The organism is Streptomyces parvus (genome assembly GCF_032121415.1).
GTDB classification, from domain to species: domain Bacteria; phylum Actinomycetota; class Actinomycetes; order Streptomycetales; family Streptomycetaceae; genus Streptomyces; species Streptomyces globisporus_A.
Map to the genome: position 1 here is coordinate 6,467,500 of NZ_CP135079.1, position 16,529 is coordinate 6,484,028.

Below are 16,529 nucleotides of genomic sequence, written 5' to 3' on the forward strand. Positions count from 1 at the left end.
GTAGTGCGCACGAAGAATGTCCGGCGCGGAGATCATCCGAGGGGCGTTCGCGAGCGCTGAGCACGGCGAGGGCGTTAGTGGATTTTCTGCTGCTCCAGCCATTTGAAGACCTCGGCCCGCTTGTACAGCACCTTGGCGTTCCTGCCTCGGCCGAGTTTGTAGCCCTTCAAGCCCAGTTTTGACGCCTCCCTGTAGACCCAGCTCGTGGACATGCTGAGGATTGTGGCGACTTCGGCAGTGTCTATGAGGACAGGCTCGACAGGCTGGTGCCTGCGCGGTAGGCCGTTGTCGGTGCGGCTTCCATCGGAGTGCGGCTGCGGTCCCATAGGTACAACGGCTCCTTGAGGCTGGTTCGAGGCTAATCCCCGTATCAGGTCGCATTCGGTCCAGCCGGATCTCGAAGGTTCATGGCGCCCGCTCCGTGCTGCTCCGAAGAGTTGTCGGGCGGGCCGTCGCCATGGTCGTGAGGATCGGCAGCTTTGCTGGCCCGGCATTCGCTGCTAGGTTGCCGCGCCGCATCGAGCTCCCGAGTGCTCGCAAGTCCCTGCCAGGGGGGCGCGAAGGCGTGCAACCGCTCTCGGCTGGTCGGGGTGACGGTGATCACGGATACACGCGGGGGAGAGCCGCGTAGGTTTGCGGAGTCGTCGCGGTGGAGCTCGCGAGGGTGAGTGGTGTCTCCCCAAATCCAACCTGACGAAGCGTCAAAAAAGTCAGCAAGTGGTCAGCATGAGTCCTGAAAAACCTGGGGAACGCCGCCCGAACATGCGACTCGTTGTAGAGTGAGGAAACAGCCCTTGACCTGCAAATACGCAGGCAGGGAGCCTATGACCAGGAGTACCTCGATGATACGTACAATATTCAATTCCAAAACCTAGCCCGTGGGTGTCTCCGCAGGTGATGGGGCTACCCGGCTGTTGAGCCGGTGATCACCAGGACAGGGGCATTGGCGTAGGGACGTGGTCCGATGGCGCCGTGAAGTCCTGGCAGGCACTTCTGCAAGCGCGGTTGCCGCGCACCTTGCGGATGCGGAGCGCACCCAGGGCATCAGTCAGCCAGAGGGCTCCGTCCCCGACGCTCCCGGTCTGCCGATCCTCGCTGCGAGGGCACAGGGGATCGGAATCCGACGGCTTGGAAGGTGTGGTGAGTCGCTCTTCCTCTGTCAGGGATCTCCCCAGCAGTAGCGGAAGCTACAAAGGTTGTTAACGTCGTCAACGAATGCCCGCATTGATAGCGGGGGCCGCCCTGTGTACGGTTGCTCGTATGACGGACACCCCCGCCCGACAGGCCAACCCGCTGGTCACCGGGTCCGAGATCGCCAGGCTGGCGGGCGTCACCCGCGCTGCCGTCTCGAATTGGCGGCGACGTTACGACGACTTCCCCACGCCGTCCGGCGGTGGTGTCAACAGTCCGCTGTTCGACCTGGCCGAGGTGCAGGCCTGGCTGGACAGGCAGCGCAAGGGGCAGGAAGTCTCCGCGGATGTGCAGCTGTGGCAGGTGCTGCGTGGAGCATACGGCGACGACATGCTCGGCGGGCTCGTGGATGTCGCCCGTCTCCTCAGCGAGGGAGTGGCCCCTGAAAAGCTTCCGGCGGATGTCGTACGCCTTGCGCGGGAGCTGGCCGAGAGCGGTGGCGCGGCAGAGGCGGTGAGCGTCCTCGCGGAGCGCTTCACCGAATCCGTACGCCGGGCAGGGTCGGACCAGGTCACCGCACCGCGCGTCATCCGTGCCGTACGCCACTTCGCCGGTGAGGTGGCACCCGACGCGACCCTCTTCGACCCGGCCTGCGGCATCGGCTCCCTTCTGCTCGCCATCGGCCCCGAGCAAGGCGTCAGGCGCTGCGGGCAGGAGTCCGACGCTCGCAGGGCCGTGTTCGCGCAGCTGAGGGCCGACCTCACCGGGCATACCGATGTCGGCATCGTCACGGGGGACTCCCTGCGTAACGACCGGTGGGTGGACCTCAAGGCCGACCTGGTCGTCTGTGATCCCCCGGTCGGTGAACCCGACTGGGGGCGCGAGGACCTGTTGCTCGACCCGCGCTGGGAGTTCGGCACACCGTCTCGTGCCGAAGGCGAACTCGCCTGGCTGCAGCACGCCTATGCGCATACCGCGCCCGGTGGTCGCGTGCTCATGGTCCTGCCCGCGTCGGTCGCCTACCGCAAGGCAGGCCGCCGTATCCGCGCCGAGCTCGTACGACGGGGCATTCTCACCCAGGTCACCGCCCTTCCGTCCGGCACGGCGGCCTCACACGCGCTTCCGGTCCACCTCTGGCAGTTGCGTCGCCCCCGGACCCTGGGAGATGCCGCCACCCGTGTCCGCATAGTCGATCTGACGGCGGGTGATCCGGACGGCTCACTGGAACCGACTGCCGAGCAGATGGCTGAAGTTCCCCTCGTCGATCTGCTGGACGATGCCGTGGACCTCACGCCCGGCCGCCATGTCGAGGATTCCCACCGCGACTACGCGGTGGAATACCAGACCTTGCGACGGGAGCTGACCGAGCAGGTGAGGCTGCTGGCGGAGTTGCTGCCGACGTTGGTCGCGGGCGACGGCCCGGGCCTTCCGGACGGACCTACCGTCAGCGTGGCTGACCTCGCGCGCGCGGGGCTCGTCGAGTACGGCGATCCGGAACCGGTCTCGATCAGCGACCAACTCGACACCGACTACCTTCAGGGCTTTCTGCGCAGCGCGGCCAACACCCGGCGCTCCACGAGCAGCAGTGGCACCTTCCGCCTCGACGGCAAGGGTGCCCGCATCCCGCAGATGGACATCAGCGAGCAACGGCGGTACGGGGCGGCCTTCCGCGCGCTTCAGGAATTCGAGGAGCGAGCGCGCAGGGTGGTGGAGCTGAGCCGGGACGCGGCGACCCTGGCAAGGGACGGGCTCGGCAACGGCGCGCTCGCCCCGGACAGCTGACGCTGAGTGCCTCGCCGCTTGTCCATCACGCCAAGGTGGTCACGGCACGAACGGACTGGCCGAGCCGCTCCACGTGACCGCCAGCGCCTCCCGCGCCCGCGTGCACGCCACGAACAGCAGGCACCGCTCCCGCAGCAGGTCCGAGTCGTGCTGCAGCGGGTCCACAGGGGCCGGAGTCACCTCGCGAGCGAATGGCACCGCGCTCGCCGTCACGCCTAGCACGGTGACGCAGCGGAACTCCAGACCCTTCATGGCATGCATGGTGGCGAGCCGCACCCCTTCCGCGCCGGACCCCGGGTTGTCCCTGACCCGGACCACCGGGATCCCGGCCGCCGTCAGCTTGTCGTATGCCTTGTCGAGCAGCACGTTGAAGCGGGCGCAGACTCCGATTTCCGACGGCGAGATGCCTTGGCCGAGCCAGCCCTCGACGCGCTCGATGAGCGCGTCGACCTCCGCCTGCTCCGTGCCGTACCCCCCCACGTGTGGCCTGAGGCCGTGCAGCAGGGAGCGGTAACCGGCCAGGCTGTCGCTGCCCTCACCGCCCAGATCGTCGACCGACACCGGGCTGAGGATGTCGGTCGACCAGCCGAGGATCTCCTCCGTGGAGCGGTAGTTGATGCGCAGACGATGGGTGCGGCCGGCCACCGGGACGCCCAGGGAGCCCAGCGACACCTTCGAGTCGTAGATGCGCTGGTGCGGGTCGCCCGTGATGAACAGGTCGTCGCTGCCGGATGCCACCGCGCCGCGCAGTACACGCCACTGCGCGGGATGCAGATCCTGCGCCTCGTCGACCACCACGTGGTCGTGCGTGGGCGTCGAACCGGCCAGGGAATCGGCCGCACGCGCGCACACCCGCAGATGCGTGGTGGCCTTCCGGTCACGCAGCATGGACTCGAACAGCTCGACCGCGGACCACAGTTGGTCGCGTCGCGCCGACGGCAGCGCGCTGCCGCGCCCGCGCCGCAGGGCGCTGCGGTAGGCGTCAGGTGTGCGCAGATCCTGCGCGAGGACGACGTGCCGGTACTCCTGGGCCAGGAACTGCTCGGTCCACGGCAGCGCCAGTTGCTTCACGACACGCTGCCACAGCTGCCGTTCCTCCCGATCGTTGATGGGAGAGGGGGCCTTGCCGTCGAGGCGGGTCACGACTCCGTGCGCGTAGGCGTTGACCGTGGTCACATCGACGCGGCTGAGCAGGGCGTCGTCGCCGTCCAGGAGCAGGGACAGGTTCTCGCGCAGTGAGCCGGCCAGGGCGTTCGTGTACGTGGTCAGCAGGACCCGGGTATCGCGCGAGCGCGTGAGGAGGTGCTTGACGCGATGCAGGGCCGCGACCGTCTTGCCCGTGCCGGGGCCGCCGGTGATCTGAACCGGGCCGCCGTACGACACCCGGTAGGCGACGCGGCGCTGTGAGGGGTGCAGGAACACCCGCCAGGCCGTGAACGGCTTCTCCAGGATGTCCGCGAGCTCTTCGGGGCCGGTGACGAGGGTGATGCGGTTGGCGGTGTTGGCGATGGCCACGGCGAGGCTCTCGTCGGGGTCCGGGCCCGCGCCGACCGGACGGCGGACGGCGACCACGTCCCGGTACACGTCGTCAGGGCTGAACCCCTCGGCGAGGAACTGGAGCACCTCGCACTGGTCCTCCGGCAACAGGGTCTCGAACGCCTTGAGCTGCGCCTTGTCGACGATCGTCCGCACCGCACGCAGCACCTGGTCGTCGATGCCCAGTTCGCGGAGCACGGTGTCCGAGTAAGTCGCGAAGAGAAGGGAGTCGGCGCCGGTCGCCGCCTTCTCCAGGGCCGGGGTCAGCTGCTCGATGGCGACCACGTTTCGGACTTCGAGCGCGCGCGTCGCTGAGTTCGTCGTGTACAGCCGCTTGGCGGCCCAGGCGTACGCGTCGTCGTGCCGTACGACGTTGACGAGGAGGAACACGTCGCTGCCGTCATCCGGAGCGAGAACGACACCGCGCCAGAAGTCGTTGATGCGGATGGTCCGCATGCGTGCGTCCCGCGCGTTCTGCACGAACTCGAGGTGGAGCCCTTTGTCCGCGTGCAGTTCGGCCACGGTCAGCAGCTGGAACTTCTGCATCGCCTTGCGTACGCCGGCCTTGACGGGCCTCTCCAGGACGTCGTAGCTCTCCCAGAAGCTGTTGGCGAACGCGAGCTGCGGCACGAGGTGAACTCCCCACCCTGGACGGACACTCCGCAGTCGATCATACGCGTGGGGTGTTCGCCAACCGCTGGGCCACCTCGTCGATGTCCGTGAGCAGTCCGGAGGGTTCCTGGTCCAGGTCGAGGGCGTGCTGATGGATGACGATGCCCGCGTGACGCACTTGGTGGGCGGCGTGCGGGGCATTGCCCTTCGCGTACACCAGGTGGCCTTCGCGCAGGCCGAGGGCCGTGCAGTAAGCCAGCATCTGGTACAGGTCGGCGTCGGGATAGCCGCCCGGTCGCCCGGACTTGTACTTGGCGTCCGCCACCGCGCACGGGGTGCCGTCCGGTCCGTACAGCACGAGGTCGGGCTTCATCCGGATCGCGGCGGCCTCGTCGAGGTGGTGGGAGTCCTGGAGTCGGACGGTGTGGCCGTCCGAACCCCGGCCCCGGCCGTGGAAGGTCTCCCGTAGGGCGGTTGTCACGAAGTCCTCGAAGAGCTTGTTCATGTCGAAGAGGAAGCCGTCGATGCGCAGATCGCCGGGGCCGTGCTCGGCGGATGCGCCGTCCAGGACGACGCGCGAGAGACGCAGGGCCCGGTGGTAGCGGGAGTTGAGGCGGGTGGGACGCCATTCGGGGATCGGCTGTCCGCGCGCGATCGCCGTGACGTCTCTCAGGCGGGCGCGCTGGTGCAGCAGCCTGCGGCGTACGTCGCGCGGTGTGCCGGGCAGGCGCAGGAGACGTTCGACGGCCGCACGGAGGATGCGGTTCTCCGCTATGTCGGTGGTGAACTCGTCGTACGCCACCTCGATCGGCAGCATCGCCCCGAACCGCCGCCGTATCTGTTCGGCCTCCCTGACCCGGCCGCGGACGACGAGCGCGGATTCCTCAGCCGCCCGGTAGCCCTGCGACAAGCCCTGTCGCAGGGCCCGGTCCACCTGCCGTTCCACAGCGTGGGCGAGCGCGGGCAGCAGTTCGCGGTGCTCGGCGACCTCGACCTCGCCGTCCCGCCAACTCCTGCTCGGATCGAGGCTGTAGCCGAGCAGGAAGAAGAGCCGGACGATGGGCACCTTGGGTGTGACGCGTACGGTGACCGGTTCGCCGCCGCCCGCCGCCGTGACGGCCACGGCCCCGACCTTGCTGCCGGCCTTCAGCGACCAAAGCCCGGGCGTGTACGGGTCGGGGGTCGCGTCCACGATGCGGGAAGCGGCGAGGGCACGGCCGACGGCGTCCGGCAGGACGAGACGGGTCGCCGGCGCGTGCTCGACCAGTTCGACGGAGTACGGGGCGTCGACCGCTGACGTCACTGCAGGGACATCCGCAGTGCCGCCAGCCCGTAGCGCGTCTCGATGTCCACGCCCTCCCCGTAGTGATGCTCCTCCAGCAAGGGCAGGATCTTCGTCCGCCAGGTCCGCTCCAGACCGCCCTCCCGGTACACGCCCTTCTTCATCAGGTACGAGGGCCCGATACGGAAGTCGGGTTCGGCGATACGGGAGTTCAGCGCATCGAGCAGGTCGGCGGGCTCCGCGCCCCTGCCCTCCTCGGTCAGCCAGCGGCGCAGCAGACCGCGTGTCGGCTCGGTGCGCGGCGACAGTTCGACGAAGGCGAAACGGCGGCGCATCGCCGCGTCCACGAGGGCGATGGAGCGGTCGGCGGTGTTCATCGTGCCGATGACGAACAGATTCGGCGGCAGCGCGAAGTCGTCGCCGGAGTAGGTCAACCGAACCGACTTGTTGCGGTACTCCAGCAGGAAGTACAGCTCGCCGAAGACCTTCGCCAGGTTGGCCCGGTTGATCTCGTCGATGATCAGGAAGTGCGGGATGTGCCGGTTTCCCTCACGCGAGGCCAGGTCGGCGAGTTCGCGCAGCGGGCCCGCAGTGAGCCGGAAGGCGACCTCCCTCGTCTGCGGGTCCTCCTGGGGCCGGAAGCCCTCGAAGAAGTCCTCGTAGGCGTACGACGGGTGGAACTGCACGAGCTTGACCTGCTCGGGCCCGCCGCCGAGGAACTCGGCGAGTTTCAGTGCCAGGTACGTCTTGCCGGTGCCTGGCGGGCCGTGGAGCACCAGTTGCCGGTCGTCGGCCAGGAGATCGCGCACTTCGCGCAGCCACGCCGTCTCGTGCACGAGGAGTTCGGCCGCCAGCTGATCCGTCGGGTCGGGCAGTTCCGGCTCACGGCGGGCGGTGATCGCCGGGATCGCCAGGCTGGGGTCCCGCTCCATGGCCTGGGCCTCCTGCTCCAGTTCCTCGTCGCTCCGTCCGAGTCCCTCGACGAGTGCCAGTACGGCGGTCAGGTCGACGACATCGTGTTGCACGGACAGCTTCTGCTGGAGGGCCTCGGGCAACTCGTCGTACGGGATACCGGAGGACCGCCACTCGGCCCTCCGGCGCAGATTCGACAGCCCGCCCTCGGACTCGGTCTGCTCCGCGTCTCCCGTGAGCTTTCCGATGTACATCTGCCCGTCCGAGATGGTGCAGACGGTGTCGCCCTGCCGCATCTGGGACAGGAAGTAGTGCAGTTCGTCGGCCATCACCTGCTTCTGGCTGTACGAAGTGGTGGCGTCGTATCCCTCCTGGACGTACCGCCGCAGGACGCTCTTGGTCGGCGCGGCCTCGTCCACGTGGGGCAGGTGTGTGGCCGCGAGAGTCACCCAGCCCTCGGTCACCCACAGTCGCTTGACCAGATCACGCCCGGAGACGTTCGAGCCCCTCACCAGCCAGGCCTTGTGCGGGGTGCGCCATGAGGCGCCGAGGTAGTCGACCAGGGGGAAGCCCTCTTCCGTGCGCCACTCGGAGAGCCCGTCGGAGCTACGCCCGGTCACCACCGAGGCGGCTGCGGAGGGGGAGTTGCATTCGATGTCCCGAGTCGTCTCCCCATAGCCGGGCCACCGGTCCGACGCCGTCCCGATGCCGCCGTCCGCGAGCAGCCGTTCCCGCTGCGCCGACGGATGGGGCCCTATGCCGGGCATCGTCTCCACACGCACCGGTGAGCCGGCGAGGATGAGGAACTTCAGGCTTCCGTTCATCCCTTTCTCGGGCAGGACCCGGCCCCGGGCCTGCGGTCCTCCGTTGGGCAGGCGCAGCAGGAACTCCGGGTACACCGTGGCGACCCCGGCCTGAACCGCCTCGGGGCGGGCCTCGTCTCGCTCGTTCACTCCCACTCCTCGCCCCGGCGCCCAGCGGCGCACGGCCCTCCCGATCCACTCCGCCCACTCCACACGACCCTACCCGCGTGGAACGACAACCACCGATCGCCACGGGTTGATGCCTCAGGTCATGGTGTTGGCCAGGTGTGGACCCATGTAGCCGACGAAGATCCCGTGTTCGGTGCAGGCTCCGTCGTAGTAGTGGAGGCGCGGCGCGATGGTGTTGCCTCCGCCGATCCGCAGGTGGGCGCCCATGAACAGTTCGCCGTCCGGATGCACGCGGCGCGGCACGGGGAAGGTGCGTGCGCGGCTCCAGTCGCTGTTCGCCCTGACGGACTTGGACTCGTCCCTGACGACCTTGCGGGGCGAGATGACGTGCGCTCCCTCGGGCGCGTCCGCACACCACCTCTTGAAGTCGCTGTTCGCCTTGCCGCTCGCCACGGCTTCCGCGAAGTCCTGGAGTGCCAGAAGGGCGTCCCAGGCCATCCGGACCCAGGACGAGCCGTAGGCCTGGTCGTCGAGTTCCAGGGTGTACTTGCGTCGGCCGCTGAAGTGGACGCGTCGCATGCCGCCGATCCTTTCCAGGATCTCGGCGAAGGACGCGGGCGCGTCCACCAACGGGTCCACCGCCGCGTACGCCTGCTCGGCCGCGCCCAGCCTCAGCAGTTCTCTCTGCAGTTCTCGTACCTGCGCCTTGGCCCGGTGGAGTTCCTTGTACTGCTCGTCGTAGTCGACGACGACCTGGGTCTCGTTGCTCTCCGCCTGACGCAGCTCCCGCTTCAGGTCACGGATCTCGTCGGCTCTGACGCGCTGTTCGCGTGCTGCCTCTTCCAGGATCTCGTGCAGGGCGTCGTTCTCGTCGCGCAGCCGTTCCTGCTGGGAGCCGCCGATCCCGTCCCTGGCCCGGGTGCGCATGAGCGGCAGGGAATCCAGGGCGTCGGGCAGCGGGAGCCGGGTGGCGAGTCCTTGAGGGAGCTGGTTCAGGATGCGGGCGGCCAGTCGAGGGTTCTCGGCGAGCAGCCGTTTCGACATCACACGGTGCCGCTGGCCGTCGGCGGGCCAGGCCGGGTCGACGCCAGGCAGGTAGGTGCGGATGCCCCCGTTGTACACGCGGTGGTGTTCCAGTGTCCGGTTGAAGACGGACTCGGCTCCCGGGGTGAGCACGTAGAGGATCGCCAACCCGACCAGGGGGCGGACGACAGGGTCGACCGTCCTCTCCAGCCAGTCGTCGAAGTCGACGTCGTACGGTGTGGTCGCCATGACGACAGGGAGGCGTCGGTCGGCGTCGCACAGTTCGTCGATCACCGCCTCGACATCCTCCGCCTCGACGACTTGGGGCATGGCCGTGACGTCTGCCAGGCCGTCGTGTGCGTCGAGCGCCTCCAGCAGGTGTTTCGCGAGCCGGGGTGTCTTGGCGGGCACGGGGGCCGCCTGGGCGTCGTCGGGAAGGTGCTCGACGTCGAGCTGGACCCAGGTCGGCCCGTCGGTGATCTGCCGCGTCACGACGGTGGTCTGCCAGGTGCCGCCGGGCGCGGTCTCCCGGAGCCGCCACCGTCCGTAGGCGCCGGTGACACCCGTGACGGAGTCGTGGTCGAGGGTGACTCCGCGGGCTATCTCGTTGCGGCCCTCGGCGAACGCGTCGACGTCGTAGCGCTTGGGTGGTTGGGCGAGCCAGTGGCGCAGCTGTTCGTCGACGAGAGCGCCGGTCCGCACGTAGTCGGTCCGGCTGGTGACCACCATGCGGTAGCGACGGGCGTCCATCGTGCAGCTCCTGACGTATGCGGGGAAGGGCGGCGTGATTCAGGCGGTGGTGACGGCCAGGGCGCCGAGCAGTTCGCTCACGTCCTGGTGCCAGGCCTGTACCTCGGCGGGTGTGGGAGGCAGGTCGTACGTGTGGTGGTGACAGGCGGCGCTGAGACCGGACCAGACGGTGTACCACTGGCGCGCGACGGAGGGACTGACGTACCACTGCAGGCAGAGCATGCGGGTACGGCCGGTGCTGCGGGTCATGCGGGGGCTGACCGACCGCCAGAAGGCGTCGAGGGTCTCGTCGAGGGCCAGCCGGAGCAGGGTGGCAGCGGCGCGCGCGCGGACGCCGGGGGAGAGCGCGGTGTCGTGCGAGGGGTTGAGCAACCGGTCTGCTGCCGCCAGGAGTTCGTCCGTGGGGAGAATACGGGCCGAGCGCGGGGGAGTGGTCACCGGGCCAGCACCTCCTTGGCGAGGCGCTTCGTACGGTCGACCAGAGCCACGCGGTCACCGACCGGTGTGGCCGGCGCCTGGTGCGATGCCTGGTTCAGCCCCTGGATCAACTCCCGTGCCCACGGGCCGTGGTCGCGGGCGACGGCCTCCAGCACCTCGCGCCCCTCCTTGCCCCGCATGCCCATCGCGAGGGCCGCCAGACCGGTGAGCGGCCCCGGCCGGGAGACCCGCTCCTGGATGGCGCGCTGCCCGACGCCGGCCTCGCGCAGGGCACGCCGCGCGCTGTCCAAGTAGGCGGCCTCCAGCGCCAGACGGCACATCGAGGGGAGTACCCGGTCGGCGACTTCCGGCGGGAGGTGCGGATCGAGGGCGATGGCTCGTGCCTCAGCCAGGGCCTGGCTCACCGGGTCGCTGACGGAGGAGACGTGTACGACCGAGTCGGTCTGCCGGGACACCCGCATGACCGTCGCCCGCAGACCGAGGCGCTGGATGGCCTCTTCGAGCCGGGTGTCGTGGGTGAAGACGACGACCTGCCGGTGCTGCGCGTACAGGTCGAGGACCTTGGCGAGGCCGTCGACCTTCTCCGGGTCCATGGACTGCACCGGGTCGTCGATGACCAGGAAACCGAAGGGACTGTCCTGGTGGGTGGCCCGCGGGATGAACAGGGAGAGGGCGAGTGAGTGCAGCTCGCCCTGGCTCATGACGCCGAAGGCGGGCGCGTCGGCATCGTCCACGGAGACGGGAAGACTGACCTGCCGCTGCGGACCGACACCCGTGAGCCCGATCGCACCCAGCAGGACGCTGCTGCGCTCGCACAACAGCCGCCAGATCTGCCCGGACTGGTCGGCGAACGGCTTGAACCGGGCGTCCCGCAACTCGTCGGTGAGCGCACGCACCCAGGCACGTACGGCCTTGACCCGCTTGAGGGCGGGCTTAGCCGCCTGCGCGGCCTCCGCCTGCCCCAACCATGCGGACAGGCGTACGGCCAGCGGCTGCCAGCGGCCGTCCTGCGCTGTGACGCGCCGGCGGGCGTCCTCGATGATCTGGTCACAGGAGTCACCGAGGACTGCCTCGGCACGTTCCGCACGGTCGGCCAGCTCGCGCGGGTCACGAATCGTGCGGCAGGCGACCAGATCCCGCCAGAGCGCGGCGAGGGAGGGCTCGTCGGCCTGGAGCCAGGTAGGGCCCGGACGCATCAGATCGTGCACCTCCCGCACCGCGTTCACGAGGTCGCGGTGTGCCGCCTCGGCCTCTGCGGCCTCCGTCTGGAGCCTGTCGACCTGCGCGCGCGTCCGTTCCGCCCAGGAGCGGTCCAGGAGGTCCGTGCTGCCGCATACGGGGCAATCGGAGACATCGGGGTGGCGGCGGCGGTGTTCCAGCGCGGTGTCGAGCAGCTTGATCAGCTGCCGGGCATCCTCGGCGGACCCGTGGCGTGCGTCGTCGGCCACGGCGGCCGCCGACCGAAGCCGTGTCACGGCCCTCGCGATCAACGGCCGGTCCGGGCGCTCGAGATCGGCCAGTCGGCGCAGTCGGGCGAGGTGCGCCTCGTCGGCGGCACCGTGCCCCTTCAACAGGGCCCGGACGGCGTCCAGATCGGGGCTCCTGCCGGAGAGCGCCGTGATCGCTTCCTTGGCGCGCGGGTCGTCCACCTCCGACAACTCCTGGATCACGGTGCCGGTGAGAGCCTTCACGGCGTTCTCGGTGTCGGTCAGGGTCTTGGCCCGAGCCCGTGCCGCCGCGTCGGTGTCACTGAGCAGTTCGAGGCCCAGGATCCGGGAGATCTCGTCGTGCAAGGTGGTCAGCGGCCCGTTGATCACCGCACCGAGTTGGGTGTACGGGAGAAACGGCCGGTACAGCGACAGTTGGCCGGAGTCGATCACGTCGTGCACGGCTTCGCCGGTGACCTGTCCCGCTTCCTCGACGACGGTGCGGGACTCCTCGAGCCCTTCGCCGTGCCAGAACCGGCGTATGGTCACGGGCTCCCTGGCGCCCTCTCCGCCACTGCCGGAGTCGAAGCCGAGCTCCACCGCGACCTCGGGAGCGGAGTGCTCGTGGAGGTTGCGCCAGCCCTTCTTCCATACCTGAGTGCGCCCCTGCCAGCGGAAGTTGTCGCCCGTCAAGGCCATCTCCGCGGCCTCGGCGAAACTCGACTTGCCGGAGCCGTTTCGGCCCGCCACCAGCGTCAGACCGGGGCCGGGATTCAGCCGGACAGTAGCGGCGGGTCCGATACCGCGCCAGCCGGAGGCCGTGATGGACCGCATGTACACGGTCCCGGAACGGCCACCGCTCCGGGGCTGAGCGGCAGGCAGCAGATCGCGCAGCAGGGCCTGCTCCTCGGCGGAGAGCCCTGATCCGGGCAGACGGGCGAGGACCAGGTCACGGAGGCTGGTGGTGTCGCTCATGGATCGGCTTCCTTGGGTGCTGTGGATGGCTGCGGCGGACGCGCCCAAGGCGTTGCGAGGGGACGGCGAGCCGTTGTCGATCCGAGCATGACGGAGGCTTGTTAGCGTCGTCAACAGACTTCTATGAATTCAAGGAGAGCGGATGTGTGTACACGTGTTCTAGCGTCCCGCCTGACACGGAAATGTGTTCGGTTGGCGGATCCGCCGGTCTGACCGTCCAGGCACCTCACCGCACACGGCGGCCGTCACCGACCAGCCAGTGTGTGATGGTCAGCGCAGTACTGAGCCTATCCAGGCCGACGCCTGCTCGGGTGTGGTGCGGGTGTCGACACCGAGGACGTGGATGATGCCCAACAGGCCTCTGGGGCCGCGCACCTGGAGAGTGCGCCGGGCGTGACTGCCCGGCTGGGGATGGACGATGACGGCCGTCGGGGTGTCGGCGGACGCGTAGCCGCTGCCGTAGGTGAGGAGCTGGTGGACGTCGGCCGCGCTCACGCCGCGGCGGTCGTAGCGCTTGTACTTGGCGTCCACGGGCAGCAGCGTGCGATGTGCCGTGTCGTATCCGGGAAGTCCTGGAAGGCTGAGCAGGAGATCGGGCCGGAAGGCCGAGGCGTTGCCCAGGTCTCCGCGAACGGTCATCCCGGCGCCGCTCCCGCCGGGTACGGCGTGGCCGCCCTGCGGGCTGACGGCCTCGGTGCCGAGACGGCGGACCACGGCCTCCCAGAGCGCGGGCATGGAGAGGAGGAGACCGTCCGCCGCGGTGCCGTGGTCGGTGAGCAGGTCGGTCACGCCGCCACCGCGCAGCAGCAGGCGGGCCCAGGTGTGGGCGGGCCGGTAGCGGGCGTTGAGGCGGGTGTAGTGGGTGCGGTCCAGGGCGCGGAGCGCCGCGGCCGGGGTCGGAACCTGCGGAAAGGACCCGGCGGCGCCGTGCAGGGCGCGCGCAAGGTCGGGACTGGCGGTCATGCCGAGCGCCGCCCTCAGCGCACTCCCCAGGACGCGGTTCTCCCAGACGTCCGCCTCCCGGTCGAAGGTGCGGACGTGCAGCTGGTCCAGTTGCCCGTAGCGGCGGGTGGCCTGGGCTGCGACGTCCAGGCGTCCCCGGAGCACCGGTTCGACGCTCCGGCGGCGTACGTAGTCCTGGCGCAGTCCCTCCCGCAGGAGCCGCTCGCACTCTTCGAGCAGGGCGGCGGCGACCAGGTCGGCGTAACCGTCGGGGCCGGTGGCCCAGTGCCTGGCCGTCGCCGGGACGGGCGTGCCCAGGGCAAAGGCGAGCCAGCTCATGAGCTGCTCTCCCGGAATGGCGAACTTGGGTGCGACGACCACGCGGACACGGTCCAGGACCAGGACTCCGACGGTCGCGTCGGCCTTGAGCCGCCACCCGGTGCGCTCCCTGGTCAGAGTGAGGCAGCCCCGTGCCTGGAGGGCGTGCAGACGGTTGACGTCCCGGAGGGTGAGCTGATCGGGCTCCAGCGGGGCGGACTCGTACTCGCCGAGCCGGACCGGGGTGCGGTCAGGCATCCGGGCCGGGAACTCCGCTGGTGAACTCGGTCGCCAGCGCGTCCGCAAGGTCCTGCGGGGGCATGAGGAGCGGACGCCCGGTCTCGGCGTCGACCAGGCCGCCGAGGATACGGTGCAGCAGCTCCGCCCGGCCGAGACAGTAGTCCTCCAGGAGCGGGATCACCTCGTGGTGGAAAGCCGCGGCCAGGTCCTCCTCGGTGGCGATCGGCTCACCCTCCCGCAGCAGGTAGGCGTGCCCGATCTGGTGGTCGGCGTCGAGATGGCGGGTGATGCGGGTGTTGAGGGACTCGAAGAACCCGGCCAGGTCCAGGGGACCCACGGTGCCGGAGACCGCGTCCGGGTCCGGCCCCACAGGCAGGAAGGCGAAGCGGCGGCGGACCGCGGCGTCCAGGTGGCTGATGCTCCGGTCGGCGGTGTTCATGGTGCCGATGACCCGGACGTTCGGCGGCACGGAGAAGCGTCGCTTGCTGACGGGCAGGATGACCGGCAGGTTCCGCTTGTCGAGTTCGAGGAGCGTGATCAACTCGCCGAAGATCCGGGGCAGGTCACCGCGATTGATCTCGTCGACGACCAGTAGGAACGTTTGGTCGGGGTGGGCGGCGGCCCGGCTGCACAGGTTGTGGAACAGGCCGTCCGTGAGGGCGAGGGTGAGCCCCGGGCCGGTGGCGCTCAGGTCCGGCTTGAAGCCCTCGACGAAGTCCTCGTAGCCGTAGGAGGGATGGAAGGTGACCATGCGGACACGGTCGCCCTGCAGCATCTCGGCCTGCGCCTCGGCACGTTGGTGCGCGTCGGCACCGAGCACGCCCGCGCGGCCATCCAGGGCGAGGGCGGCGGCGAGCGCGAGCCGGGTCTTGCCCGTGCCGGGCGGCCCGTGCAGGATCACCTGTCCTTTGCGTTCCAGGGCGTCCAGGACGACCTGTACGTCTTCGGGCAGCGCGACGGGCGTGCCCGTCTGCGCCTGGCCCGTATCCGGGACGGAGCCGGAGCCGGAGTCGGCGTGGTGTGCGGTGAACCTGGCGAAGAGGGAGGCGTCGACTTTGGCGAAGGTGGACCGCCACCCGTGCTGGGGCTTCGACAGTTTCTGTGCGTGGGAGGTGTCCCAGGTCACCGGGACGACGTGGTGGAACTCCGGCCGGTCCGGGGCGTAGCGGTAGCTCCCGTCGACCCTGCCGGTGGCCAGGACCTCGTCCGTCCCGCGGTTGGCGACGACCCGGTCTCCCGCCTCCAGGTCCCGGAAGGCCAGCAGCCGACGGGCAAGGGTCAGGCTGCCGCCACTGCTGCGCGGCCAGTGCGCGTCCAGGGCCTGCTTCAGTTCGGTGTCGCTCTGGTACTGGCCGAGGTCTCCGAGCTCGTCCCACCCGACGCAGATGAACCCTCCGGCCCGGCATTCCTCCCACAGGCGGCCGCGCTCGCCGGGCGCGACTTTCCAGATGGTGCGTTGCCGGGGATTGAAGTGCTTGTACAGGAAGCGCATCACCGCCTGTCCCGTCCAGCCCTCGAACTCCTCACGGTTCCGCACGAGTTCCCTCAGTTGCCGGTTCGTGCGCGCGGCGGGGACGCCGGCCTGCGCCTCGCCGCCGACCAGCGTGACGAACGTCCGCAGATGCTCGGCCGCGTAGATCGGCAGGAAGTGCTGTGGGAAGTAGGTCGCCAGGGACTTTGTCACCAACGTCGGCCCGTACCGCAGCATTTCGAGGTCGTCCAGCGCCTCGAAGTCTCCTGCCCCGACGGCGTCGAAAGCCCGGACGAACTGTCCCCGCAGTTCCGCCCAGGCCTCCTGCGGGTCCATGCCGCGCAGGGGAGCGGCCAGCCGCCATTCGCCGGAGTTGTGGTGGTACATGATGTGCTTCGCGGCACTGCCGCCCTTGATGCTGCCCAGGTGGGGAGTGCCGAACTCCATGAGCCGGCAGTACGTCGGCCCCGACTCATGCGGTGCGCTCTGCCCGAGGGCGTAGCGCTCCAACGGCAGCTGGGCCCACTGTTCCAACGGAAACTGGGACAGCACCTGCTTGCGCTCGTCCTCGGCAGCCGACTCGGCGTTCGCCACGGCGGCCCGGTCGAACTCTGCCGCGGCTGTGCGCACATCCACCCCGTTCGTCATGGAGGCCATCATGCCTGAGGGCGAGGCGGCGTCCCCCACGCTCGTGAGGTTGGGCAACTTTCTGCGTGGGCGGCAGGAGCGGGCTGGCAGGATGCTCACCAGGGCGAGGT

Annotated in this window: 10 protein-coding genes; 1 reads left to right on the top strand and 9 read right to left on the bottom strand. The window is 69.5% G+C overall.

Features of this window, described 5'->3' with window-relative positions:
- Positions 1 to 74: 74 nt before the first annotated feature.
- Positions 75 to 494, bottom strand: coding sequence for a helix-turn-helix domain-containing protein (locus RNL97_RS30070; RefSeq protein ID WP_313751424.1), 420 nt, complete (start codon positions 492 to 494; stop codon positions 75 to 77).
- Between the two features lie 766 nt (positions 495 to 1,260).
- Here RNL97_RS30070 and RNL97_RS30075 point away from each other — a divergent pair.
- Positions 1,261 to 2,913, top strand: coding sequence for an N-6 DNA methylase (locus RNL97_RS30075; RefSeq protein WP_151510105.1), 1,653 nt, complete (start codon positions 1,261 to 1,263; stop codon positions 2,911 to 2,913).
- 39 nt (positions 2,914 to 2,952) lie between these two features.
- Here the strand turns inward: RNL97_RS30075 and RNL97_RS30080 are convergent, their stop codons facing one another.
- The 8 genes from RNL97_RS30080 to RNL97_RS30115 all read right to left on the bottom strand — a co-directional run bounded on the left by RNL97_RS30080 (position 2,953) and on the right by RNL97_RS30115 (position 16,419).
- Positions 2,953 to 5,079, bottom strand: a complete 2,127-nt coding sequence (locus RNL97_RS30080) for a UvrD-helicase domain-containing protein (protein WP_151510104.1) — start codon at positions 5,077 to 5,079, stop codon at positions 2,953 to 2,955.
- Positions 5,080 to 5,119: 40 nt separating this feature from the next.
- Positions 5,120 to 6,364 (bottom strand): McrC family protein, encoded by a 1,245-nt coding sequence (locus RNL97_RS30085; protein WP_151510103.1) that lies wholly within the window; start codon positions 6,362 to 6,364, stop codon positions 5,120 to 5,122.
- Positions 6,361 to 8,208: a DUF4357 domain-containing protein gene (locus RNL97_RS30090; RefSeq protein ID WP_225994802.1), complete on the bottom strand. Its 1,848-nt coding sequence runs from the start codon at positions 8,206 to 8,208 to the stop codon at positions 6,361 to 6,363. The genes RNL97_RS30085 and RNL97_RS30090 overlap by 4 nt, the downstream gene beginning before the upstream one ends.
- A 114-nt stretch (positions 8,209 to 8,322) precedes the next feature.
- Positions 8,323 to 9,960 (bottom strand): hypothetical protein, encoded by a 1,638-nt coding sequence (locus RNL97_RS30095; protein WP_151510102.1) that lies wholly within the window; start codon positions 9,958 to 9,960, stop codon positions 8,323 to 8,325.
- Positions 9,961 to 9,999: 39 nt separating this feature from the next.
- Complete coding sequence (locus tag RNL97_RS30100; protein WP_151510101.1) at positions 10,000 to 10,398, bottom strand: hypothetical protein; 399 nt, start codon at positions 10,396 to 10,398, stop codon at positions 10,000 to 10,002.
- Complete coding sequence (locus RNL97_RS30105) at positions 10,395 to 12,800, bottom strand: AAA family ATPase (protein ID WP_151510100.1); 2,406 nt, start codon at positions 12,798 to 12,800, stop codon at positions 10,395 to 10,397. The genes RNL97_RS30100 and RNL97_RS30105 overlap by 4 nt, the downstream gene beginning before the upstream one ends.
- A gap of 270 nt (positions 12,801 to 13,070) precedes the next feature.
- Entirely contained in the window at positions 13,071 to 14,318 is a 1,248-nt protein-coding gene (locus tag RNL97_RS30110; RefSeq protein WP_151510099.1) for an McrC family protein, read from the bottom strand.
- The gene (locus RNL97_RS30115) at positions 14,311 to 16,419 is read right to left on the bottom strand and encodes an AAA family ATPase (RefSeq protein WP_313751425.1); all 2,109 of its coding nucleotides are present in this window, start codon (positions 16,417 to 16,419) and stop codon (positions 14,311 to 14,313) included. Before RNL97_RS30115 ends, RNL97_RS30110 begins: the two co-directional genes overlap by 8 nt.
- Positions 16,420 to 16,529 lie beyond the last annotated feature (110 nt).